21 protein-coding genes and 1 tRNA gene are annotated in these 18,666 nt (G+C 53.1%); 17 read left to right on the forward strand and 5 right to left on the reverse strand.

The window, feature by feature from the left end:
• The first annotated feature begins 7 nt into the window (after positions 1–7).
• Positions 8–94, forward strand: a tRNA-Leu gene (locus tag L466_RS01985).
• Positions 95–134: 40 nt separating this feature from the next.
• Here L466_RS01985 and L466_RS01980 read toward each other — a convergent pair.
• Positions 135–404, reverse strand: a complete 270-nt coding sequence (locus L466_RS01980) for a DUF1435 domain-containing protein (RefSeq protein ID WP_062777987.1) — start codon at positions 402–404, stop codon at positions 135–137.
• A gap of 215 nt (positions 405–619) precedes the next feature.
• Between L466_RS01980 and L466_RS01975 the strand changes: the two genes are divergently transcribed.
• Together L466_RS01975 and fhuF are read left to right on the forward strand one after the other, a co-directional pair.
• Positions 620–1,684, forward strand: coding sequence for a GGDEF domain-containing protein (locus L466_RS01975; protein WP_020885291.1), 1,065 nt, complete (start codon positions 620–622; stop codon positions 1,682–1,684).
• 94 nt (positions 1,685–1,778) lie between these two features.
• Positions 1,779–2,567, forward strand: coding sequence for a siderophore-iron reductase FhuF (fhuF, locus tag L466_RS01970; protein ID WP_025205609.1), 789 nt, complete (start codon positions 1,779–1,781; stop codon positions 2,565–2,567).
• Positions 2,568–2,614: 47 nt separating this feature from the next.
• Here fhuF and L466_RS01965 read toward each other — a convergent pair whose 3' ends face one another.
• Positions 2,615–3,961 carry a PTS sugar transporter subunit IIC gene (locus L466_RS01965; RefSeq protein WP_032681705.1) on the reverse strand — a complete coding sequence of 449 codons (1,347 nt, stop codon included), beginning with the start codon at positions 3,959–3,961 and terminating at the stop codon, positions 2,615–2,617.
• Positions 3,962–4,289: 328 nt separating this feature from the next.
• Between L466_RS01965 and L466_RS01960 the strand changes: the two genes are divergently transcribed.
• A complete protein-coding gene (locus L466_RS01960; protein WP_014168511.1) occupies positions 4,290–4,748 on the forward strand; it encodes a YbaK/EbsC family protein in 459 nt (152 codons plus the stop codon).
• Between the two features lie 38 nt (positions 4,749–4,786).
• Here L466_RS01960 and bglJ read toward each other — a convergent pair whose 3' ends face one another.
• Together bglJ and L466_RS01950 are read right to left on the reverse strand one after the other, a co-directional pair.
• The gene (bglJ, locus tag L466_RS01955; RefSeq protein ID WP_032681707.1) at positions 4,787–5,422 is read right to left on the reverse strand and encodes a DNA-binding transcriptional activator BglJ; all 636 of its coding nucleotides are present in this window, start codon (positions 5,420–5,422) and stop codon (positions 4,787–4,789) included.
• Positions 5,419–6,156 (reverse strand): helix-turn-helix transcriptional regulator, encoded by a 738-nt coding sequence (locus L466_RS01950; protein WP_032681708.1) that lies wholly within the window; start codon positions 6,154–6,156, stop codon positions 5,419–5,421. The genes bglJ and L466_RS01950 overlap by 4 nt, the downstream gene beginning before the upstream one ends.
• A 411-nt stretch (positions 6,157–6,567) precedes the next feature.
• Between L466_RS01950 and L466_RS01945 the strand changes: the two genes are divergently transcribed.
• The 13 genes from L466_RS01945 (at position 6,568) to L466_RS01885 (ending at position 16,904) form a co-directional block, all read left to right on the forward strand.
• The gene (locus tag L466_RS01945; protein ID WP_014168508.1) at positions 6,568–7,344 is read left to right on the forward strand and encodes a threonine/serine exporter family protein; all 777 of its coding nucleotides are present in this window, start codon (positions 6,568–6,570) and stop codon (positions 7,342–7,344) included.
• Positions 7,335–7,808, forward strand: coding sequence for a threonine/serine exporter (locus L466_RS01940; protein WP_020885295.1), 474 nt, complete (start codon positions 7,335–7,337; stop codon positions 7,806–7,808). Before L466_RS01945 ends, L466_RS01940 begins: the two co-directional genes overlap by 10 nt.
• A 67-nt stretch (positions 7,809–7,875) precedes the next feature.
• Positions 7,876–8,517 carry a TetR/AcrR family transcriptional regulator gene (locus tag L466_RS01935; RefSeq protein ID WP_020885296.1) on the forward strand — a complete coding sequence of 214 codons (642 nt, stop codon included), beginning with the start codon at positions 7,876–7,878 and terminating at the stop codon, positions 8,515–8,517.
• A gap of 41 nt (positions 8,518–8,558) precedes the next feature.
• The gene (locus tag L466_RS01930; RefSeq protein WP_014168505.1) at positions 8,559–9,011 is read left to right on the forward strand and encodes a MarR family winged helix-turn-helix transcriptional regulator; all 453 of its coding nucleotides are present in this window, start codon (positions 8,559–8,561) and stop codon (positions 9,009–9,011) included.
• Between the two features lie 84 nt (positions 9,012–9,095).
• A complete protein-coding gene (locus tag L466_RS01925; protein WP_006174091.1) occupies positions 9,096–9,524 on the forward strand; it encodes an organic hydroperoxide resistance protein in 429 nt (142 codons plus the stop codon).
• 148 nt (positions 9,525–9,672) lie between these two features.
• A complete protein-coding gene (gene dnaT / locus L466_RS01920; protein WP_025205613.1) occupies positions 9,673–10,218 on the forward strand; it encodes a primosomal protein DnaT in 546 nt (181 codons plus the stop codon).
• The gene (gene dnaC, locus L466_RS01915; protein WP_014168503.1) at positions 10,215–10,952 is read left to right on the forward strand and encodes a DNA replication protein DnaC; all 738 of its coding nucleotides are present in this window, start codon (positions 10,215–10,217) and stop codon (positions 10,950–10,952) included. Before dnaT ends, dnaC begins: the two co-directional genes overlap by 4 nt.
• An 85-nt stretch (positions 10,953–11,037) precedes the next feature.
• Complete coding sequence (locus tag L466_RS01910) at positions 11,038–11,520, forward strand: YjjA family protein (RefSeq protein ID WP_020885299.1); 483 nt, start codon at positions 11,038–11,040, stop codon at positions 11,518–11,520.
• A 269-nt stretch (positions 11,521–11,789) separates the two neighbouring features.
• A complete protein-coding gene (opgB, locus tag L466_RS01905) occupies positions 11,790–14,081 on the forward strand; it encodes a phosphatidylglycerol--membrane-oligosaccharide glycerophosphotransferase (RefSeq protein ID WP_032681709.1) in 2,292 nt (763 codons plus the stop codon).
• A 261-nt stretch (positions 14,082–14,342) separates the two neighbouring features.
• Positions 14,343–14,882, forward strand: coding sequence for a helix-turn-helix transcriptional regulator (locus L466_RS01900; protein WP_020885300.1), 540 nt, complete (start codon positions 14,343–14,345; stop codon positions 14,880–14,882).
• Between the two features lie 270 nt (positions 14,883–15,152).
• Complete coding sequence (locus L466_RS01895) at positions 15,153–15,893, forward strand: winged helix-turn-helix domain-containing protein (protein ID WP_032679574.1); 741 nt, start codon at positions 15,153–15,155, stop codon at positions 15,891–15,893.
• A 1-nt stretch (position 15,894) separates the two neighbouring features.
• Entirely contained in the window at positions 15,895–16,368 is a 474-nt protein-coding gene (locus L466_RS01890; RefSeq protein ID WP_032681710.1) for a hypothetical protein, read from the forward strand.
• A 29-nt stretch (positions 16,369–16,397) separates the two neighbouring features.
• Complete coding sequence (locus tag L466_RS01885; protein WP_032681711.1) at positions 16,398–16,904, forward strand: GNAT family N-acetyltransferase; 507 nt, start codon at positions 16,398–16,400, stop codon at positions 16,902–16,904.
• A gap of 68 nt (positions 16,905–16,972) precedes the next feature.
• Here L466_RS01885 and tsr read toward each other — a convergent pair whose 3' ends face one another.
• On the reverse strand, positions 16,973–18,637 hold the full coding sequence (tsr, locus tag L466_RS01880) for a methyl-accepting chemotaxis protein (RefSeq protein ID WP_032682055.1): 1,665 nt from the start codon (positions 18,635–18,637) through the stop codon (positions 16,973–16,975).
• Positions 18,638–18,666: the final 29 nt, after the last annotated feature.

Here is an 18,666-nt window from a genome sequence, read left to right on the forward strand (position 1 = left end):
TGACTGTGCGAAGGTGGCGGAATTGGTAGACGCGCTAGCTTCAGGTGTTAGTGTCCTTACGGACGTGGGGGTTCAAGTCCCCCCCCTCGCACCAATTATCTTACATCCTTTCTGACGTTCTTCTCGCTTTCCGCTTATTTCAAACTCATCAGTATCACCAGAATTCCACTGACCAGTGCTACGCATGACGGCAGTAACACAAAGTGGCGCAGCTGTTTATGCCAGATCATCCCTGACGTCACTAACAGTCCTGACACAATGAGCGCTTTCCAGACATCAATGGAGAGATCGGCAAACATCAGACCGCCAAGAATCGCCCCCGGCAGTAACACTCCCCAACCACTTCCCAGCGCCCTGTTCAACATGGTTCGCCCTCTCACACTGATAATGATAACCAATATCATATGATATCAATTATCATTTGTCAGCACGATTAATCAAAAACTCTCCCCCTTTACCTTTCCTGTAATGACAGGAAATGCCTAAGGTGATAAATTGCTCACCTGTTAACTAGACCTAAAGATTTTCTGATAATTACTCTTTGAGTTTTTTGCATCTTTCATTGCGAAACAACACCTATTTACCTGTTTTAATTAAATATTAATAAAAACGCACTACTATGACATCACAATCCTGGCGGTCTTTGGTCCACAGTAAATATCAATTATCGTTACGTTTATTTTTATTTCTGAACGCGACCTCAGCTGTGTTCTCGGTAACAAACCCGCTCTATTCTATTCGCCTGTTATCAGTCCCCCTGATTTCTATTTTTGTTATCAGCATCGGGCTACTCGTCTGGCACTGGAAAAAGAGAACCCGCAAGGTAAATATTCCTGCCGTTTCAGCGATCTTCGGTATTTTATGGGCGTGGCAGGTGGCCTCGAAATTTTCGTTAATTACCCACGATCAGGCGACCTATTTGATCATGGCGTTATTAACGGTACTGTTTATTGGTACGCTGGCCTTCGCCAGTAATATCAAAGCATTTACGCTACACTCCTTCCCCACCTTTATTGTCTGCCTGTGGTTAAGTAATCATGATATATGGCTAAGAATGACCTATTCTTTCGCACTTCCTGTGGTAGCAATTGCGATTCATAACATTTTGCAAAGACGTAACGATCGCTTCGCGCAGGAACTGCTCTCCCGTTTGCTGGAGGAGCGTGAGACCCTCACCGATCTGAGCATGATGGACCCGCTTACCGGCCTTTATAACCGTCGCGGACTGCAAAGCCGGCTGGAGAATCTTCCGGCAGTGGAGAACGGCGAGCACTTTGTCCTGCTGATGGATATCGACCACTTTAAAGCCTACAACGACCACTACGGCCATATGATGGGCGACCAGGCGCTGATCCGGGTCTCTGCTGCCATCCGTGATGCCGTGCGTTCACGTGATATTGTGGCGCGCTTCGGCGGGGAAGAATTTATGGTTCTGCTGACCAATATTTCTCTCGAGCATGCCCGCCAGACGGCAGAGCGGATCCGCCAGAAAGTCTACGATTTAAAAATCCCGCATATGTTCAATGAAAGCGTGGCGACAAACGTCACCATCAGCATTGGAATTGCCATTTTTGAGGATGAAGACGCCGAAGGCGCACTGGAGAAAGCGGACAAAGCCCTCTACGAAGCAAAGCATATGGGGCGCAATAACATCCTGCTGAGCGAAGAGCTTCAGACCGCGTAAGCGCGGCGTCATATAACGCGGACAAAAGTCTTGCCATCGGTATGAGCAATAGTTAGGATTGGCAATCATTATCATTTAGATTTGTATCTCTACTATGGCCACTCATACCGCACAAATCGTTGAACCCCTTCTCTGGAGAGCCCGCCTCCCCACCGGGAATGTTTCGCTTGCGGATGCCATCAGGGATAAGATCGCTAAAACTCGCGCCCACCTGCTGGACTTTATCAGGCTGGATGAAGCGCACCCGCACCACGCCATGACGCTGGAAGAGTGGCGACAGCCGTCGACACTGCAGTCGTTGCTGGCCACCTATTCCGACCATATCTATCGCAATCAACCGACCCTTCCGCGGGAAAACAAACCCCTGCTCTCCCTCTGGGCGCAGTGGTATATCGGGCTGATGGTGCCCCCACTCATGCTGGCGCTGCTCACTCAAAAGGGCATGCTGGAACTCTCCCCGGAATATTTTCATGTCGAGTTCCACGAGACCGGCCGTGCGGCCTGTTTCTGGATTGATCTCCACGAAGACCAGAACGCGGAGCACCTCTCTGCTCAGGAACGTATGGAGCAGCTCATAACTCGCGCCCTGATCCCGGTAGTGGATGCGCTGGAAGAGACGGGGGAAATCAACGGGAAGCTTATCTGGAGCAATACCGGGTATTTAATCCACTGGTATTTGACGGAAATGAAACCTCTGCTCGGTGATGAGAAGGTCGAGGCCCTGCGCCAGTCCTGTTTCTTTGCAAAACAGCTTTCCGATGGCCGCGATAACCCGTTATTCCGCACCGTGGTCCTTCGTGACGGGCTTCTGGTTCGTCGCACCTGCTGCCAGCGTTATCGCCTGCCGGACGTTCAACAGTGTGGAGATTGTACGCTCAAGTAAGGTCAGGTGTTGCCGGGCCGCATTAACGCTGACCCGGCATCCGTTTCTCACGCTACCTGCTGATTTTCCTCTTCCGCATTACGTTGCGCTTCTTCCGCTTCCTGCTCCAGCAGTTGCTTCTCGTACACTTTAAAGAACGGGAAGTAGATGATGGCCGATACGCACGCAAGGACCACCACCAGAATGGCTGCACGGAAATCCCAGCCCAGCGCCCATGCGGCACCTACTGGTGCAGGTGCCGTCCACGGCACAACGGAGATCACGCGGCCAATCAGATCGAACTTCATCGCCGACCAGGCCAGCACGGCGTTAACCATGGGTGCCAGCAGGAACGGAATAAAGAACACCGGGTTCATGACAATCGGCGTACCGAAAATAACGGGTTCGTTGATGTTAAAGAGGCTTGGCACCACGCTCAGACGGCCGATAGAACGCAGATGAGCGGAGCGGCTGCGCAGGTAGCAGAACACCAGCCCCATCGTGGCACCTGACCCCCCGATGACGATAAAGAACGTCCAGAACGCTTCCATAAAAATATGCGGCAGCGGCTGGCTGGCGGCCAGCGCGGTCTGGTTAGCGCCCAGGTTGGTCAGCCAGAACATCTGCAACATCCCGGAGACAATCGCGGCACCGTGGATCCCGGCGAACCACAGCAAATGCCCAATCAACACCGCCAGCAGGATTGCCGGCAGGGAGTCTGCGGCGGAAACCAGCGGTTTGAAGACAGACATAATCGCCTGCGGGATCAGCATGCCAAACTCAGACTGAATCACCAGACTCAGCGGGTAAAGCGTCAACACCACCACCAGCACCGGGATCAACAGATCAAAGGAGTTTTTGATCATCGGCGGAACCTGGTCCGGCAGACGGATCCCGATGTTATGCGCTTTGAGAAAACGCATCATCTCAACGCAGTAGATAGCCACCAGAATCGCGGTAAAAATGCCTGTCCCGCCGAGGCTGTCGACCGGAAGCGTGCCTTTGGTTTTCGGCGCCGCGACCAGCAGAAACGCCATCAGCGACAGCATGGCGCACATAAACGGGTCTAACTGATGCGATTTGACATAGTGTTTGCCAAGGTTATAGGCAATGGCCGCGCAGATATACAGGGACATAACGCCCATGGTCATATCAAACGGCGTGAGGATCTGACCTTCAAATTGCTTCGCCATGTCCAGCCAGGCGCGCGCGAAACCCCAGGTGGTATCAGGCGAAAACGGTGGATACGCGAAGACGAGTAAAAATGAACCCACAATCATGAACGGCATCGCGGAGATAAAGCCATCACGAATAGCCATAACATGACGCTGGGAGGAGATCCGCCCGGCAATCGGGCTGACGTAATTTTCTACAAAACGAAATATCAGATTAAACGCAACATGGTTGGCAGACATAGCTGATCTCCTTTCAGACGTTTATGACGGGCGCATACACGCCATACGTTGGTCCATACATCACCTTCACAACCTTGCCGGCGCGTTTACCAGCGGTACTGCTCAGACGGAATGGTTTCATATTTAGCTCTTATTATTGGATACAGGGGACGTTACACAGTCAGTATTAATCTCTCACTCACGGTCTGCAACCGGTTACTGTAACCGGTTTCTGTGAATGTGAAGGCGATCCAGAAATCGGCCGTGTGGGATATTTGTTACTGAAGAGATATTTACAGAGCATAAATTCTTATGACAGATTACGCGGGATATTTGTCAGGAGGAAACAATGAGTTTGCAGTCTGTACAGCAGTTTTTTGCCGACAACGCTCCGGATATAGAGGTTATTGAACTTAGCCAGAGTACCGCAACCGTTGCGTTGGCTGCTGCCGCCCATCGTGTTGAGCCGGGACAAATCGCCAAAACGCTGTCGTTGAAGGTTAAAAATGACGTCATTCTGGTGGTCGCGAAAGGTGATGCGCGTCTGGATAATAAAAAACTGAAAGACACGTTTGGCGCAAAAGCACGCATGCTCAGTTGTGATGAAGTGGTGACCATCACGGGTCATCCTGTTGGCGGCGTGTGCCCGTTTGGGCTGGAAAATCCGCTCGCGGTTTATTGCGATATTTCACTGAAGCAGTATGCTGAAGTGCTGCCGGCCGCGGGTGCAATTCACAGTGCCGTGCGTATTTCACCAGACAGAATGGCAGAACTGACGTCCGCAAAATGGGTGGATGTGTGCATCTGAATGAGGCGCCAGAGCCTGTCTGGCGCACAGATATCAGCTTATAAAAATGTCGGCTGGCTTAATACTGATGTTCGCGGATCCCGGGCCGGGAGATGAGTCAGAATATCTGCCGCATCAAGCAGCCCCACGTCAGAATTGACCCCAAGCTTCACCATCGCATTAAACTTGTGCGCCCGGATGGTCTTAATATTGCGCTCAAGCTGCGCGGCGATTTCAGGAATAGAAAACCCGCAGGACATATACCGCAAAATCGCCCGCTCCGTTGGACTTAACATCCTGTTTTGACTCTTGTACCAGTGGTTGAGCATATTGTCATTGATGTGCAGCGTTTCACTCAGCAACACCAGCAGTTCCTCCTGCAGGCGGTCGAGCGACACCGATTTACTGACGACACCGTGAAGGCGTGAAGGGGAAAGATGGCTGATTAACCGCGCTTCCATTTCATCTGCCGCCAGGATGATGCGCTGAATATGATTATGCGTAAATGCGAGATCCCGCAGGGATGCCAGGCAGTTTCGACGCTCTTCTCGCGCATCAGAAAGTGAATAGATCAGCGAGAAAAAAGAGACATGAGGAAGCGCCTTCTTAAAGCTGTCAAATTCACTGAACATGTGCAGTTGATAATGGCTGAGCGTGGGCAGTGCAAACAGGTGCTCCAGCCCGACGGCACTCATCGCGCAATTTTCGATGACGGCAATATGTCTTGTTGAACCGGTTTTATCCATTCCTCGAACTCTCCATAGGCTGACATTAAACTCAGCTCTCTCAATCCCTGAGTACTGTTGATCCAGGCGTACAGATCGGCATTACTCCGTAATGACAACCGTCGCATCGCACTGTTTTTCTGTGCACTGATCGTTTTATTGCTCTTCTTGAGCAAAGCGGCAATTTGGTTAATCCCCCAGCCCTTGCCTAACAGACGCAATACCTTGCGTTCAGAGTGGGTGAGCGCAATGACGCGGTCGTCTTCATCATCATTACAGGCAGGCTCGGGCGTTAATAACGTCTGGCTTATCCGCTCTGCCCGTTCACTGCCTGCACGGATGGCGTTAATTACGCCTTCTATCGGCTCCATATCAGAAAGCAACGTGCTTTCCGGACGCATAAGCAGCTCAACGGCAATAGGGTAAAGCGGCCGGGAGACTAAAAAAATCCAGTGAATATCCCGATATTGATTTAATAAACCGTAATATTCTTCGAGCGTGCCCCGAGGATTCCTGTATTCACCTGAAATATCAGCGATAATGACGTCTGCACGCCGTAACTGCAGCAGGGTTAATTCCTGCAGCGAACGGCAAAACGTTAAATCAAAATCGGCAAAATGGCGTGTCATCACGCCCCCCAACCCGTTTTGCATTACGGGTATTCTGCTAATGACGACGCCATGTTTACCATTCAATGACGACATAGACCCTCCGTGTCCATTTTCATATGATGAGTAACGTTAAAACGCATCAAGGTATAAGTGTATTCGTCCCTGAGTGTAAAACTGATTAATACAAGCAGAAGATGAGATGTGTGCTTCATTTAAGAAATGCCTAAAACAGCGGTAATATCTCACAAAGCACAGATAAATTTAATTATAAAGGCCTTAAAATAATTAAAATATAAACTTAGTAAAACTAAATATAAATATCTTATATTTCTCAATTAATAATTCATCATATTTATGACCCAAAGCCGCATCCCGCCGCCAGACAGCCCGCAACTGTTTGCATAAATCTTGATCTGACCCACAACTAGAGGCACTGCAGTTTGTGCTAAAAGTAAGCATGACGGGCCAACAGGCAAGCTATTCACCTTCTCTTCAGGACATGACATGCAGGCAGATCGATCAACGCAGCGTGCCATCACGCGGCTCTGTATTCAGTGCGGTCTTTTTCTGCTCCAGCACGGGGCGGAAAGCGCGCTGGTCGAGGAACTTTCCACCCGGTTGGGGCTGGCGCTGGGTATGGATAGCGTTGAGAGCGCCATTTCATCCAATGCTATCGTGTTGACCACCATAAAAGACGGTCAGTGCCTGACCTCCACCCGCAAAAACCACGACCGCGGCATCAATATGCACGTTGTAACCGAGGTCCAGCATATTGTCATTCTTGCTGAGCATAAGCTTCTCGACCTGCACGACATTGAAAAACGGTTCAACCAGATTAAGCCCTTACGTTATCCCCGCTGGCTGGTGGTGTTAATGGTCGGGCTGTCCTGCGCCTGTTTTTGTAAGCTCAACAAAGGCGGCTGGGACGGCGCGGTCATCACCTTTTTCGCCAGCAGCATCGCCATGTACGTGCGCCAGCTCCTGACGCACCGCCAACTCCACCCGCAAATTAATTTCTGCATTACCGCTTTTGTCGCCACCACGGTTTCTGGCCTGCTGCTTCGTCTGCCGCAGTTTGCCAACACGCCGACGATTGCCATGGCGGCCAGCGTGCTTCTGCTGGTGCCCGGCTTCCCGTTGATTAACGCCGTAGCCGATATGTTTAAGGGTCACATCAATACCGGTCTGGCACGCTGGGCGATTGCCAGCCTGCTGACGCTTGCAACCTGCATTGGTGTGGTAATGGCCATGACACTCTGGGGGTTACGCGGATGGGCGTGATCGATTTTCTGCTGGCGCTGGCGCAGGATATGCTGCTGGCCGCGATCCCTGCCGTCGGTTTTGCGATGGTCTTTAACGTTCCGCAACGCGCGCTACCGTGGTGCGCGCTGTTGGGTGCTATTGGTCATGGCTCGCGAATGGTGATGATGACGGCGGGATTCAACATTGAATGGTCAACATTTATGGCCTCAATGCTGGTCGGTAGCATCGGAATTCAGTGGTCGCGCTGGTATCTGGCGCATCCCAAGGTGTTCACCGTCGCCGCCGTTATCCCGATGTTCCCCGGCATATCTGCCTATACGGCCATGATTTCCGCGGTGAAAATCAGCCATTTCGGCTACACCGAACCGCAAATGATCCTCCTTCTGAGCAACTTTCTTAAGGCCTCGTCCATTGTCGGTGCGCTCTCTATCGGACTGTCGATCCCCGGACTGTGGCTGTACCGCAAACGTCCACGGGTTTGAGATTTGTGTTATTACGCTGCCGTGAGGATAATCACTCCAATCCGTTTGGTGACGATAAGGAAAGGATGTGGCTAACCCAGGCAGCGAACTCCCCGAGCACAATGAAGAATCCAGCCTGAAAGAGAAAATCTTTCAGAGCGCTATCACGCTGTTTGCCGAATACGGGTTGAACGGTGCCCGCATGGAACAAATTGCGGAGAAAGCCGGCACCACCAAACGCATGGTTGTTTACCACTTCAAAAACAAAGAGAACCTGTATCTTCTCGTACTGGAGTATGTTTACACCCAGATCCGCGCCAGTGAACAGGCGCTCAGCCTGGCGGGAATGCCCCCTGTCGAAGCGCTGGTTCATCTGGTTGAAGCCACCTTTGACTACCATGCCGACCACCCGGATTACATCCGCATTATCTGCATGGAAAACATGCAGCGTGGCCGTTTTATGCAGCAGTCCAGCTACCTCCGCCAGGTCAACCGCAGCGCACTTGATCTGCTGGAAGCGATCCTCCGTCGCGGGAAAGAAAAGCAGTTGTTCAATCAGACGGTTGAAGCCCGCGATCTGCATCGTTTGATCAGCAGTTTCAGCTTCCACTACGTTGCCAACAGCTACACCTTCACCCTGCTGTTTGAAGAGGGTGCGGACGAACAGGCACAGCGCCAGCACTACCGCAAAATGGCCGTCCAGGTGGCGCTCCGTTATACTTGCCCATAAAATAGCTTGCAATTAAATCGTACACTATCTATATTCATCTCATGAACGCGAAAACGAACGACACGACCGCTGCGCTCCTGCTGGATAACCAGCTCTGCTTTGCTCTCTATTCAGCAAATCTGGCGCTGAACAAGCTGTACCGGCAACTGCTGGCACCGCTGAACCTGACTTACCCGCAATACCTGGTGATGCTGGTGCTGTGGGAGCAGGATGACATTACGGTGTCGGACATCGGTGAACGGTTGTTCCTTGACTCTGCCACGCTGACGCCGCTGTTGAAGCGTCTGGAAAGCGCGGGGCTGATAAACCGCCACCGCTCACGTAAAGACGAGCGTCAGGTCGCCGTCACCCTGAGCGATGCGGGACGTCATCTCCAGCAGCAGGCTTCCGGGATCCCCCATGCAGTGGGATGCGCCGCCCAGTGTGATACTGAGACCATGCTGTCACTTAAGCAGCAGCTGGAACGTTTGCGACAACAGATCCAACGCGCGTAAGGCTATACTTTACGCGTATTTATTTACCCATATATATCGCACGCTATTTAATAGCGCACATTAATGTAAGATGAGGAATCTGCCATGTCTTTAGAAAAAGTTGTCTACACTGCCAAAGCAAAAGCAACCGGAGGCCGTGATGGCCGTGCGACCTCTTCCGACGGCGTACTGGACGTTAAACTCGGCGTGCCAAAAGAGATGGGCGGCATGGGCGGTGACGTCACCAACCCTGAGCAGCTGTTTGCTGCCGGCTACTCTGCCTGCTTCCTGGGTGCCATGAAGTTTGTAGCCGCTCGCGACAAATTTACCCTGCCAAAAGAGGCCTTTATTGAAGGCGAAGTGGGGATTGGGCCGCTGCCAACCGGTTTTGGTATCGAAGCAAAACTGAACATCCACGTTGAAGGTATGGATCCTGCAGAAGCCAAAAAACTGGTCGATGCAGCACACATTGTGTGTCCGTACTCTAACGCGACCCGCGGTAACATCGACGTAACGCTGAACATTATCGCCTGATAACTGCCTGATAGCGTTACGCTTATCAGGCCAGCCGTTGTCGCCCCGGCAGGCATCGCGCCGCCGGGGAAAACCCCTCCTTCCCTTCCCGCTCTCTGTGCTACCATAAGCCCATATCACGCCCGTAGTTATCAGTAGAGTAAGCGTTATGTCCTCCAGAATTCTGACCACCAGCATTGCTGGTATTGATGCCTTTATGCGCGATCCCCGCGGTGTGCTGACCCACGCCGAAGGCGGCACGGTTGCGGTATTTGCTGACAACGCTCCGGCGTTTTATGCCATCACACCGGAACGTCTGGCACAGCTTCTGGAGATTGAAGCGCAGTTGTCCCGCCCGGCGAGCGACGTAACCCTCGATAACCAGTTCTTTGACGAGCCGGTTAACGTCCCCATGGCCGTTCCCATGGGAAAATTTGCCCTGTATGCGGGCTGGCAACCTGATGCTGATTTTCAACGGCAGGCGGCATTGTGGGGCATAGCGTTAACGCAACCGGCTACCCCCGAAGAGCTGGCCGCGTTTACCGCGTGGTGGCAGGCGGAAGGCAAAGTATTCACTCATATTCAGTGGCAACAGAAGCTCGCGCGTCATCTGCAAATTAATCGCGCCAGCAATAACGGCCAGCCAAAACGTGATATCAACGCGTTTTCCGAACCGGATAAACAGATCCCAAATGGATTCCGAGGTGCGAAATGAAGAACGTCGGCGACCTGATGAAACGTCTGCAAAAGATGATGCCAGCCAACGTGAAGCCCGCCTTCACGACGGGTGAAGAACTCCTGGCGTGGCAAAAAGAGCAGGGTAAGATCCGCGCCGCCGCGCTGGCCCGCGAAAACCGGGCGATGAAAATGCAGCGCACCTTTAACCGTTCCGGTATTCGCCCCCTGCACCAGAACTGCTCATTTGATAACTATAAAATTGAGACCAACGGGCAGATGAATGCACTCGCTGCCGCGCGTCAGTACGTGGATGAATTCGACGGTAATATCGCCAGCTTCATCTTTAGCGGCAAGCCTGGTACGGGGAAAAACCACCTGGCGGCCGCTATCTGTAACGAGCTGCTGCTGCGCGGGAAATCGGTGCTGATCATCACCGTGGCCGATATCATGTCCGCCATGAAAGACACCTTCAGCAACCGCGAAACCAGCGAAGAGCAACTGCTTAACGACCTGAGTAATGTCGATTTACTGGTTATTGATGAGATTGGCGTCCAGACCGAATCCCGCTATGAAAAAGTGATCATTAACCAGATTGTCGATCGCCGCTCTTCCTCCAAACGCCCCACCGGCATGCTGACTAACCACAACATCGACGAAATGACCCGCTTGCTGGGCGAACGCGTCATGGATCGCATGAAGCTCGGGAACAGTCTGTATGTCATCTTCGACTGGGAAAGTTACCGCAGCCGTGTCACCGGTAAAGAGTATTAAGATATTTCCAGGAAAGACCGGTGGCCCGGAGGTATATACTGACTCCACTTTCGCCCCAAAACGGACCTTTTTTGAGTAAGCCATTATGAAAAAACAGTTTCTTTTCAGCACCGTATTAGGCGCCCTGCTGGTTACCGGCGCGGCACAGGCCGCATCCTGGCAGGATTCGCTGTCCAGCGCAGCGAGCGAACTGACCAAAGAGAGCAGCAGCACCCAGGGCGGGCTGTCAGCCTCTTCCCTTACCGGCCTGCTGGGTAACAGCACCCAGAGCCTGAGCGCAGGCACAATGAACAACGCCGCGGGGATTCTGGAATATTGCGCGAAGCAAAAACTGGCCTCCGTGACCGACGCGCAAAACGTGAAAAATCAGGTGCTGGGCAAACTCGGTCTGGATACACAGGAGCAGAAACAGGACACCAACTATATGGATGGTATTCAGGGCCTGCTGAATGCGCAAAACGGTCAACAGCTCAACCTGAGCACCATCGGCAACTCCTCGCTGGCGAAACAGGTGAAAACCAAAGCCTGCGATCTGGTGCTGAAACAAGGCGTTAATTTCATCTCCTGATCCCCGCCTGTATTGCCATTACACGCCGCGTTTAAGACGTTACTCTTTTAACGCGGCGTTAAAGCCGTCTTTTTCCTGCTTGCCACCGTCTGAGCGTCCGTATGTCAGGATGCGACCCCCTTCAAAAAAACGATTTTCTAAACCAAATCCTAACAACAGCACACTTTCGTGACACTAAAATTGCAGCTACACGACAACGCAATTACATTGTATAACCCAAAAAATAATCAGTTAGCCAGCTAAGCGCCTGGCGTCATGAGGATAGACTGTTGTCAGAGTTAATGTCCCTTGTCCTTTTTCTGGCCTCTGTCGGCGTTTACGCCTGCAAAGCGGGCCGTAACACCTGGTGGTTTATCGCCACGCTGGTGGTGCTCGGCATTTTTATTATTTTAAACATTACCTTATACGCCAGCGATTACTTTACCGGTGACGGCATTAACGATGCGGTGCTCTACACGCTGACGAATAGCCTGACGGGCGCGGGCGTGGGTAAATACATTCTTCCCGGGCTTGGGCTGATTGCGGCGCTGGTGATTATTTTTGGTGCCCTGGCCTGGGTGCTGCGCCGCCGTCGACATCTTCCGCATCATGGCGGCTACAGCCTGCTGGCACTCTGTCTGGCGCTGGCGTCCGTGGATGCCAGCCCGGCATTTCATCAGATAACCGAGCTGGTAAAGTCACAGTCGCGCGACGGCGACCCGGATTTCATGGCCTGGTATAAAGAGCCGTCCAAAAAAATAGCCAACCCGAAGCTTAACCTGGTGTATATCTACGGCGAGAGTCTGGAACGCACCTGGTTTGATAACAATGCCTTCCCGAACCTGACGCCGGAGCTGGGCGCGCTGAAAAACGAAAGTCTTGATTTCAGCCATACCGCGCAGCTGCCCGGTACGGATTACACCATCGCCGGGATGGTTGCCTCGCAGTGCGGTATCCCGCTCTTCGCCCCCTTTGAGGGTAATGCCTCGGCCTCAATGTCGAGCTTCTTCCCGCAGAACGTTTGCCTCGGCGATATCCTGAAAAACTCCGGCTACGAAAACTACTTCGTGCAGGGGGCCAACCTGCGCTTTGCCGGAAAAGATGTGTTCCTGAAATCCCACGGTTTTGACCATCTGTATGGCTCAGAAGAGTTAAAAACGACCGTTGCCGACCCGCATTACCGCAACGACTGGGGCTTTTACGATGACACGGTACTGGACGAAACCTGGAAAAAGTTCGAGGAACTGTCCCGCGCCGGCAAGCGTTTCTCCCTCTTTGCCCTGACGGTAGATACCCACCATCCGGACGGGTTTGTCTCGCGCACCTGTAAGCGCAAACGCTATGAGATTGACGGCAAAAACAACACATCGTTCAGCGCGGTAACCTGCAGCCAGGAGCATATCGCCGCTCTGGTCGAGAAAATCAAAGCCTCGCCGTATTTTAAAAACACGGTCATCGTCGTCTCATCTGACCATCTGGCGATGAAAAACAGCGCCTGGGATCAGCTCAGCAAACAGGATCGCGGCAATCTGTTCTTCATTCTGCGCGGCGACCAGCCACAACAGGACGTGATCGCCACCAAACGCAACGCCATGGATAACGGCGCAACCGTGCTGGACATTCTGGGCGGGGATAACTTTATTGGCCTTGGCCGCAGTACGCTCTCGGGGCAGTCACTGTCGGAAGTGTTCCTCAACATGAAGGAGAAAATCCTTGCGTGGAAGCCGGACATCATCCGCCTGTGGAACTTCCCGAAAGAGATGAAAGACTTCACCATCGATCAGGATAAAAACACGATTGCCTTCTCCGGCAGCCATTTCCGTCTGCCGCTGCTGCTGCGCGTGTCGGATACGCGCGTCGAACCGCTGCCGGAAAGCGAATACTCTGCGCCGCTGCGTTTCCAACTGGCCGACTTCGCCCCTCGCGATAATTTTGTCTGGGTCGACAGGTGCTACAAAATGGGCCAGCTCTGGTCCCAGCCACTGGCGCTCTCAACCGACTGGTGCGTTTCTCAGGGACAGCTTGGCGGGGAGCAAACCGTGCAGCATGTCGATAAAGCGCAGTGGAAAGGCAAAACCGCATTCAACGATACGGTCATCGATACCGCGCGCTATCAGCGAAATGTCGACATGCTGAAGATCGTGGATAACGATATTCGCTATAAAGCAGACAGCTTTATCTTCAACGTGGCCGGGGCACCGGAAGAGGTCAAACAGTTCAGCGGCATCTCGCGTCCGGAATTCTGGGGGCGCTGGTCTAATGCGCAGCTGGGCAGTGAAGTGAAGATTGAGTACGCGCATCCTCTGCCGGAAAAATTCGACCTGGTGATCACCGCCCGGGCCTATGGTCCAAACGCGAACCGTCCCATCCCGGTGCGTGTGGGCGATAAAGAGCAAACGCTGACGCTGGGAAATGACGTCACCACCACCACGCTGCATTTTGATAATCCTTCCCGCAGCAATACGCTGGTGATTGTTCCGCCGGACCCGCAGCCGACGAATGAGGGAAATATTCTTGGCCATTCACCGCGCGAGCTCGGCATCGGGATGGTAGAGATTAAAATTGTCAGTAAAGAGAGCTGATCCCTTCTGCGCCCGGCGTTCTGCCGGGCGCTTTATGTAAATATATAATCCTATAAAACCATTAAAAATAAGACAGAGATACCATATATCTTTCATTTTTATTTATAAATTCACCAGAAAGAAATCATATCTCAGAATGTGTAACTTCTTACATCCTGAGAGAGTTACCCACTTTTTATCATGCTAACCGGCCATACGTTCGAATCCACCCTGGCACAGCGCAGCGGAGTACGACCAGCGCTACCAGGGGAAAAAACCCTGATGCCGCAGACACTGAATGCCGACTATAAGGTCATCGTTTTAAGCGGCAATGCCTTCTTGTGGCTGGGCCTGAAGACGTTCATCTCGCAGAGTGTGGACCCCTGTCCTGAAATTTTCTGGATTAACGACGTGAGCCCTGAGGGGATCCTGCCCCTGCGGCAACTGATGTTGAATATCCGCGTCAAAAAAGGGTGGCTGGTGTTCACCGATGCGTCCCGCGTCAACGATATCAACATCATTCTGGGGGGTGAGCGTGTCCACGTGGTGGCGGGAAACCTGTCACTCGCGCAGCTCAGCCGCTGTTTTCAGAACACGCCGTTCGCAAGCGTAAAAAACGCCACGCTCACCTGCCAGGAGCTTCGGGTTTGCATGCTGTTCCGCAACGGGTTCAGCCCGGTTCGCATCGCGCAGATCCTGAATAAATCCCCGAAAACGATCTACACCCACAAGCGTAACGCGATGAACAAATTTCACTGCCAGAACCTGGCGGAATTCCATCGCAAACTCTTCCTGCTCGACTACCCGGCATCGTGTTTGTAACTGCACGGCTAATCACGTCGGGAAATAAGATCATGCGGCGTCATCTTCCCTGTCTCATTCTCTGGCTGTTGATGCTGGCGCTGCTGTCTCGCTATGCCCTTCCCGCCACGTTGGGATGACGTGGTAATCCGACTGCACGAGTAAATTGCTTTAAATCTTGTCTGGATCAATGTTATCGGTAACAATGGCGCTAAAATAGCCAGCGTGTTATGTCCGACAAGGCACAGCCTTATCTTCTTTTTTGTTATTTTTTCTGTATTACAATAACTTATGAAATACCTGCTTGCTGACGCCATCGTCTATAACGACGAAGACGGTTCTGTTTCTCTTATCAATGCACCCGATCTGGACAGACAAATCCTCACCTGTACCGCCAACGCCATCATGAAGCTGCTGGTTCAGCATCACGGCAACGTCGTCGAACGTGACACCTTTCTGAGTGATGTCTGGGATCAACGTGGGCTCCAGGGGTCCAACAATTCGTTAAATCAATACATCAGTATTGTGCGCAAAATGCTGTCGAGCCTGCTGCCCGACACCCTGTTTATCGTCACCGTACCGAAAACGGGCTTTATGCTCAGTGCTGATATCGCGGTAACGCCCCTGGAGGACGATTTTCCCGTCGTGGAGTCGGTCCCGGCCTCACGACGCATTCAGCCAGAATGGCTATTCTGCGGTGTACTCACGCTGATGGTCGTGGCGCTGTGCATCGGCGCCTGTTTGACGAAACAGGCGCACCAGTACAGTGACACTCATCTGCTCACCCACATTGGCACCTGTCCGGTCTACACCTTTGCCCCGCTGGCAGATGTGTTTCACACTAAGGCCATGGCGCTGGCGCAGACGCTTCAGCGCGAAGGTAATCTGCCCTGCCTGAAAAACTCTATTTTCTATATGCACATCCAGAGAACACTTTTCTACGGCCACGAAGGGCGGCTGGTCCTTTCACAGTGTTCTCTCACGGACGGTAAAGCCAGCGCCTGCCGAACGCTTTACTTTTACGAGTGGTGATATGAAACAAAAAAAAGTGTGGCTTATTCTGGCGCTCAATCTGTTGCTGATTGGCGTGACGCTGGCGTGGTACGTCTACACGCCTCCGCTGTCCGGAACCTGTGCAGGAAACCTGACATTTTCAGCCCGACATGACGATCATGATTTCTCCTTTGAAGGGGAGGTTACGCTGCGCTTTCAGCCCGACAACACAGGGTACCTTACGCTTAACGGCGACGTGGTTAACGAGCCACATCACTGGGATGTTTCCCGCCAGGAGATGTTTACGTGGCGGCACGTTGAGGGTTCACTCTATGAAATATTCATACAAAGCGTGGCGCGCTTTAGCCATGACACCCTGCCACCGGGGATCTTTGAAAAGTATGTTGCCGGCCTGACGCCGGGGAACAAAAGACTCCTGAAGATTGAACGCACGCCGGAAGACGCGCTGGTGATCAGCAATTTCTATGCGCCAGTCCTGATTTGTTCAGAATAGGCACGGCTGGTCGGGGTATACTTTCCGCCATGAACATTCTCTTTCGACCGACGACGCCCAAAGATGTTGCAGCCCTGCCCGCCATCGAGCGCGCGGCAGGCGAGCGTTTTCGGGACGTCCCCGAACTGGCCTGGCTTGCAGACGGCGACGTCATTTGCGCGGAACATCATCTTGATTACGCGAAACGCGGGTTAAGCTGGCTGGCGCTGGCAAACGGCCTGCCCGTCGGGTTTATCCTTGCAGAAGCCCATCCGTCATCGCTGTTTATTGTCGAACTCTCGGTTCATCGGGAGTGGCAGGGAAGAGGAATAGGTCGGCGACTTATCGCCTGCGTCGCAGACCATGCCCGCACGCTGGGGCTGACATCGCTGACGCTGACCACCTTTTGCGAGGTGCCATGGAATGCGCCGTTTTATGCGCGACTCGGGTTTGAAACGGTGACGATGCTAACGCCTGAACTGCGTCAGAAAAGAGAGGAAGAAGCGGCGCACGGTTTCGCGTATGACTCCCGCTGTGCCATGCGCCTGCCTCTGTGATATCGGCCTGCAAAACGCCCCATTACAGGCCGGGTCAGGCGTAGCCGCCCCCCGGCACTGTGGCAGGATTAAAACGTTTCCCAGTTTTCGCCCGCATCGGTGGTCGCGGCTTTACGCGCCATCATAGGGGCTGCAGCGGTTTTCGCTGAGGCCTGCTCGCGGGCTTTCATCTGCTCCTGCTGAATGCGGAACACGGCCACGGCCTGAGTCAGACGGCTCGCCTGCTCTTCCAGTGCCGCTGCCGCCGCGGCAGACTCTTCCACCAGCGAGGCGTTCTGCTGGGTCACGCGATCCATCTCAGCCACCGCCAGACCCACCTGATCGATACCGCGGCTCTGCTCATCAGACGCAGAGGCGATTTCACCCATGATGTCCGTCACGCGGGTTACCGCATTAACGATTTCGCCCATGGTTTCGCCGGCGCTTTCTACCAGGGTAGATCCGACTTCCACGCGGCCAACAGAGTCTTCAATCAGGCTCTTGATCTCACGTGCTGCCTGGGCGCTGCGCTGTGCCAGGTTACGGACTTCACCCGCAACAACGGCAAATCCGCGGCCCTGCTCGCCCGCACGTGCCGCTTCTACTGCAGCGTTCAGTGCCAGGATGTTGGTCTGGAACGCGATGCCGTCGATCACACTGATAATGTCGGCAATTTTCTGCGAACTGCCCGCGATGTCACGCATGGTTTGCACCACGTTATCCACCACTTTACCGCCCTTCTGCGCGGTTTCAGACGCGCTCAGCGCCAGGTTGCTCGCCTGACGGGCGTTCTCGGCGTTCTGCTTAACGGTCGCCGTCAGCTGCTCCATGCTGGCAGCGGTCTCTTCCAGGGATGCGGCCTGCTGTTCCGTACGGGAAGAGAGATCGTTGTTACCCATCGCGATTTCGCTCGCGCCGCTGTAGATGGCATTAGCACCGTTACGCACATCGCCAACGGTACGGACCAGCTCGCCCTGCATATGACGCAGCGAGTCGGCCAGTTCACCCATCTCGTTAGCGCCCTGCACCTCGATGCGCTTCACCAGATCGCCGCTGGCGATATGACGAATGTTGTCGATAAGACGGGTAAGTGGCGAAATCAGCGCCTGCTTGATACCCAGCCACACGGCCACGATCACCACCAGCACCGCAATCAGTACGCTAATCAGCACCCAGATTGCCTGGCTGTAGGAGCTATTGCTGTTTTCCACCGCCATCTGATACAGCTTGTCGTTCTGCTGCAGATAGTTCACGTACTGCTTCTCAAAACCATCCTGATAGCTCTGGGTAGGTTGATCGAAGAAGGCGTTGATTTTGCCCGCGCCCAGCAGCTGGATCAGCTCCGCCAGTGCACCGTGGTAGATATCGTAGTTACGTTTTATCTCCGTCGCGTCGGCGTCGTTTTGACGCGGATCGCGTGGCAGGGCTTCGTATTCAGCCCAGTTTTTTTCTGCCTGTTTCAGAGAAGCCGCCGCAATTTGCATCAGATCGTTCACGGTCGCGCCGCTGCCGATATTGCTCTGATCCATCATGTAGCGAATACCCGCACGGTTCAGGGTATTACGGGTTTGCAGCAGGGCAACCCAGCTGGCGTTCAGCGTGGACTGTTGCTGGCGAATGGTTTGCAGGACGGTGAAATTCTCTTTGTCATGCTTGAGGGCATTGAAGAAAAGACCACCGGATGTGAGTTGTAAAAGGCCAAATATCGCTAATACCAGCATTAAGCTGGTGACAATCTTGATACGGTTTAACATGTTTTCGCTTTCCATCAGACAGATAACAG

Source organism: Enterobacter sp. BIDMC 30 (genome assembly GCF_000534355.1).
Taxonomy (GTDB): domain Bacteria; phylum Pseudomonadota; class Gammaproteobacteria; order Enterobacterales; family Enterobacteriaceae; genus Enterobacter; species Enterobacter ludwigii.